Below are 5,236 nucleotides of genomic sequence, written 5' to 3'. Positions count from 1 at the left end.
GTGTGTGGGTGTTGTTTGTGAACTCGATAGTGTGTCTTGACATTTTTTGTTGTTTTTATGCCTGTTTTTTGTTTTTGAGTTTGTTGTTTGGTTGGGATTGCCATGGCTGTTTTGTGTGGTTGTGGTTTTCTGGGCTTTAACAGTTTTTTGTTTTTGTTCGGAGAGTTTGATCCTGGCTCAGGACGAACGCTGGCGGCGTGCTTAACACATGCAAGTCGAACGGACCGCTTGGGCGCTTTGCGTTTGGGTTGGTTAGTGGCGAACGGGTGAGTAACACGTGAGTAACCTGCCCCCTTCTTCGGGATAACGTTCGGAAACGGATGCTAATACCGGGTATTTACCTCATGTCGCATGGTGTGGGGTGGAAAGGTTTTTTCTGGTGGGGGATGGGCTCGCGGCCTATCAGCTTGTTGGTGGGGTGATGGCCTACCAAGGCTTTGACGGGTAACCGGCCTGAGAGGGTGACCGGTCACATTGGGACTGAGATACGGCCCAGACTCCTACGGGAGGCAGCAGTGGGGAATTTTGCACAATGGGCGAAAGCCTGATGCAGCGACGCCGCGTGAGGGATGACGGCCTTCGGGTTGTAAACCTCTTTCGCTCATGGTCAAGGCTAGTTTTTGTTCTAGTTGAGGGTAGTGGGTAAAGAAGCGCCGGCTAACTACGTGCCAGCAGCCGCGGTAATACGTAGGGCGCGAGCGTTGTCCGGAATTATTGGGCGTAAAGGGCTTGTAGGCGGCTTGTCGCGTCTGCCGTGAAAACCCACAGCTTAACTGTGGGCTTGCGGTGGGTACGGGCTGGCTTGAGTGCGGTAGGGGAGACTGGAATTCCTGGTGTAGCGGTGGAATGCGCAGATATCAGGAGGAACACCGGTGGCGAAGGCGGGTCTCTGGGCCGTTACTGACGCTGAGGAGCGAAAGCGTGGGGAGCGAACAGGATTAGATACCCTGGTAGTCCACGCTGTAAACGTTGGGCACTAGGTGTGGGGGCCGCCCTTGGTTTCTGCGCCGTAGCTAACGCTTTAAGTGCCCCGCCTGGGGAGTACGGCCGCAAGGCTAAAACTCAAAGGAATTGACGGGGGCCCGCACAAGCGGCGGAGCATGCGGATTAATTCGATGCAACGCGAAGAACCTTACCAAGGCTTGACATGCACCGCGACACTGCAGAGATGTGGTGGCCTTCGGGGTGGTGTGCAGGTGGTGCATGGTTGTCGTCAGCTCGTGTCGTGAGATGTTGGGTTAAGTCCCGCAACGAGCGCAACCCTTGCCCTATGTTGCCAGCACGTTATGGTGGGGACTCGTGGGGGACTGCCGGGGTTAACTCGGAGGAAGGTGGGGATGACGTCAAATCATCATGCCCCTTATGTCTTGGGCTTCACGCATGCTACAATGGCTGGTACAGAGGGTTGCGATGCTGTGAGGCGGAGCGAATCCCTTAAAGCCGGTCTCAGTTCGGATTGGGGTCTGCAACTCGACCCCATGAAGGTGGAGTCGCTAGTAATCGCAGATCAGCAACGCTGCGGTGAATACGTTCTCGGGCCTTGTACACACCGCCCGTCACGTCACGAAAGTTGGTAACACCCGAAGCCCATGGCCTAACCGTTTGGGGGGAGTGGTCGAAGGTGGGATTGGCGATTGGGACGAAGTCGTAACAAGGTAGCCGTACCGGAAGGTGCGGCTGGATCACCTCCTTTCTAGGGAGTCCCGTTCTTTTTGCTCGTGTCATTAACGCGCGCCTGTTTTTGGGTGGGTGTTGGTGGTGTGGGTGTTGTGGGTGCTTTGAACCGCTGATGTTTGGTGTTGGTGGGGGTGCCTGCGTGTTTTTGGGGCTGGGCATAAAAACGGTTTTGAAATTGTTGGGGCATGCTGTCGGGTTCACGTTCAACACCTTTTGTGGTGGTGGGCGTTGTGCCTCCATGTGGCTGCTTATTCTGCGTGTGTGGGGTGGGTGGTTGTGTGGTGGGTGGGTTGTTTGTGAACTGTATAGTGGTTGTGAGCATCTTTAGTGTTTTCTTGTTCTGTGTGATTTTGTTGTTTAGTTTTTGTGGGCATTCGGTGGATGCCTTGGCACCAAGAGCTGATGAAGGACGTTGTGGCCTGCGATATGCCTCGGGGAGTTGGCGAACGAGCGTTTGATCCGAGGATTTCCGAATGGGGGAACCTAGCTGCAGTTGTGTGTAGTTACCATCATCTGAAGTTCATAGGGTGGTGGGGGGAACGCGGGGAAGTGAAACATCTCAGTACCCGTAGGAGAAGATATTCCGTGAGTAGTGGCGAGCGAAAGCGGAGGAGGCTAAACCTTGTGTGTGTGAGAGCCGGCAGGCGTTGCGCATGGGGTGTTGTGGGGCATGATCGTTTCTCCTCTGCCGGGGAGTGGCATGTTTGCAGGTGTGAGGTGAACAGTATGGGATGGCTGACCGTAGTGCGTGAGAGTCGTGTAGCCGTTTGCGCCTGTTGAGTGTGTGGGTTGTGTGCCCGAGTAGCGCCGGACTCGTGAAATCTGGTGTGAATCTGCCAGGACCACCTGGTAAGCCTAAATACTACTTGGTGACCGATAGTGCATAGTACCGTGAGGGAATGGTGAAAAGTACCCCGGGAGGGGAGTGAAATAGTACCTGAAACCGTGTGCCTTTAAGCCGTCAGAGCCTTGTGGGGTGATGGCGTGCCTTTTGAAGAATGAGCCTGCGAGTCAGTGGCACGTGGCGTGCTTAACCCGTGTGGGGTATGCGTAGCGAAAGCGAGTCTGAAATAGGGCGTTTGTCGCGTGTTCTGGACCCGAAGCGGGGTGATCTACCCATGGCCAGGTTGAAGCAAGGGTAAGACTTTGTGGAGGACCGAACCCACCAGGGTTGAAAACCTGGGGGATGAGCTGTGGGTAGGGGTGAAAGGCCAATCAAACTCCGTGATAGCTGGTTCTCCCCGAAATGCATTTAGGTGCAGCGTTATGTGCTTCCTGCTGGAGGTAGAGCTACTGGATGGTCGATGGGCCCTGTGGGTTACTGACGTCAGCCAAACTCCGAATGCCAGTAGGTGTGAGCATGGCAGTGAGACAGCGGGGGATAAGCTTCGTTGTCGAGAGGGAAACAGCCCAGATCATCAGCTAAGGCCCCTAAGCGTACGCTAAGTGGGAAAGGATGTGGAATCGCGTTGACAACCAGGAGGTTGGCTTAGAAGCAGCCATCCTTGAAAGAGTGCGTAATAGCTCACTGGTCAAGTGGTTTTGCGCCGACAATGTAGCGGGGCTCAAGCGTACCGCCGAAGCTGTGGCACTTACACATGTAACCGTCAGGAGCGTGATCTTCTGGGGGTGTGTGGGTGGGTAGGGGAGCGTCCTGCGTGCGGTGAAGCCTGGGGGTGACCTCTGGTGGAGCGTGTGGGAGTGAGAATGCAGGCATGAGTAGCGAATCTAGGGTGAGAATCCCTAGCGCCGATTGACTAAGGGTTCCAGGGCTAGGTTTATCCGCCCTGGGTTAGTCGGGTCCTAAGGCGAGGCCGACAGGCGTAGTCGATGGATAACCAGTTGATATTCTGGTACCGCCTTTCAACCGCCAAGACTGAATCTCTTGTACTAACCACTTTGCCTCAATACCGTCTTCACTTTCGGGTGTTGGTGGTGGAGGGGCCGTGGGACCTTGAGGGTAGTAGGTGAGCGTGTTAACAGGGGTGACGCAGAGAGGTAGCTGTCGCACACTGGTGGATATGTGTGTCTAAGGTCGTGGCCCGTTTCCTAGGCAAATCCGGGAGACATGTGGGTGAGAACTGATGGGGCTGCCCTTATGGGTGGCTGATGGTGATCCTGTACTGCCAAGAAAAGCCTCGACGTGAGGGTGGAAGGCGCCCGTACCCTAAACCGACTCAGGTGGTCAGGTAGAGTATACCGAGGCGTTCGAGTGAATCATGGTCAAGGAACTCGGCAAAATTCCCCCGTAACTTAGGGAGAAGGGGGACCCCCGACGGTTCCACCACTACGCGTGGTGGTTGCGGTTGGGGGTCGCAGAGAAGAGGGAGAAGCGACTGTTTACTAAAAACACAGGTGCGTGCGAAGTCGCAAGACGATGTATACGCACTGACGCCTGCCCGGTGCTGGAAGGTTAAGAGGAAGACTCAACCGCACGTTGTGTGGTGAAGGTTTGAATTTAAGCCCCAGTAAACGGCGGTGGTAACTATAACCATCCTAAGGTAGCGAAATTCCTTGTCGGGTAAGTTCCGACCTGCACGAATGGCGTAACGACTTCTCCGCTGTCTCGACCGTGAACTCGGCGAAATTGCACTACGAGTAAAGATGCTCGTTTCGCGCAGAAGGACGGAAAGACCCCGGGACCTTTACTATAGCTTGGTATTGGTGTTCGCTTGTGCTTGTGTAGGATAGGTGGGAGACTGTGAAGCCTGGGCGCCAGCTTGGGTGGAGTCGTCGTTGAAATACCATTCTGGTGCAAGTGTGCATCTAACCTCGGCCCGTAATCCGGGTTGGGGACAGTGCCTGGTGGGTAGTTTAACTGGGGCGGTTGCCTCCTAAAAAGTAACGGAGGCGCTCAAAGGTTCCCTCAGCCTGGTTGGTAATCAGGTGGCGAGTGCAAGTGCACAAGGGAGCTTGACTGTGAGACCGACGGGTCGAGCAGGTGCGAAAGCAGGAACTAGTGATCCGGCCATGGCACGTGGGTGCGTGGTCGCTCAACGGATAAAAGGTACCCCGGGGATAACAGGCTGATCTTGCCCAAGAGTCCATATCGACGGCATGGTTTGGCACCTCGATGTCGGCTCGTCGCATCCTGGGGCTGGAGTTGGTCCCAAGGGTTGGGCTGTTCGCCCATTAAAGCGGTACGCGAGCTGGGTTTAGAACGTCGTGAGACAGTTCGGTCCCTATCCTCTGTGCGCGCAGGAAACTTGAGAAGGGCCGTCCCTAGTACGAGAGGACCGGGATGGACGAACCTCTGGTGTGCCAGTTGTACCGCCAGGTGCATGGCTGGTTGGCTACGTTCGGAAAAGATAACCGCTGAAAGCATCTAAGCGGGAAACTTGCTTCAAGATGAGGTTTCCAACACCCCCCGCGGGTGTGAAGGCCCCCGGCAGACTACCGGGTTGATAGGCCAGAAGTGGAAGCACCGCGAGGTGCTCTTGAGCTGACTGGTACTAATTGGCCAACACTAAACACACACACCAAAAAGTGTGAAAACACAAACGAAAGCACGACACTGCTCACAACCACCATACAGGTTCACGACCAACCCACACCCCCC

Annotated in this window: 2 rRNA genes; both read left to right on the top strand. The window is 55.3% G+C overall.

Annotation, left to right across the window (positions count from 1 at the left end):
* Positions 1-154: 154 nt before the first annotated feature.
* Positions 155-1,693: ribosomal RNA gene (locus tag EII11_RS10220) — 16S ribosomal RNA — on the top strand.
* A 338-nt stretch (positions 1,694-2,031) separates the two neighbouring features.
* Positions 2,032-5,152, top strand: a 23S ribosomal RNA gene (locus EII11_RS10215).
* The 16S and 23S rRNA genes sit together here, the layout of an rRNA operon.
* The last annotated feature ends 84 nt before the right edge of the window (positions 5,153-5,236 follow it).

The organism is Schaalia canis (assembly GCF_003858455.1).
GTDB classification, from domain to species: domain Bacteria; phylum Actinomycetota; class Actinomycetes; order Actinomycetales; family Actinomycetaceae; genus Pauljensenia; species Pauljensenia canis.
This window is presented reverse-complemented; position numbering and strand designations above follow the sequence as displayed.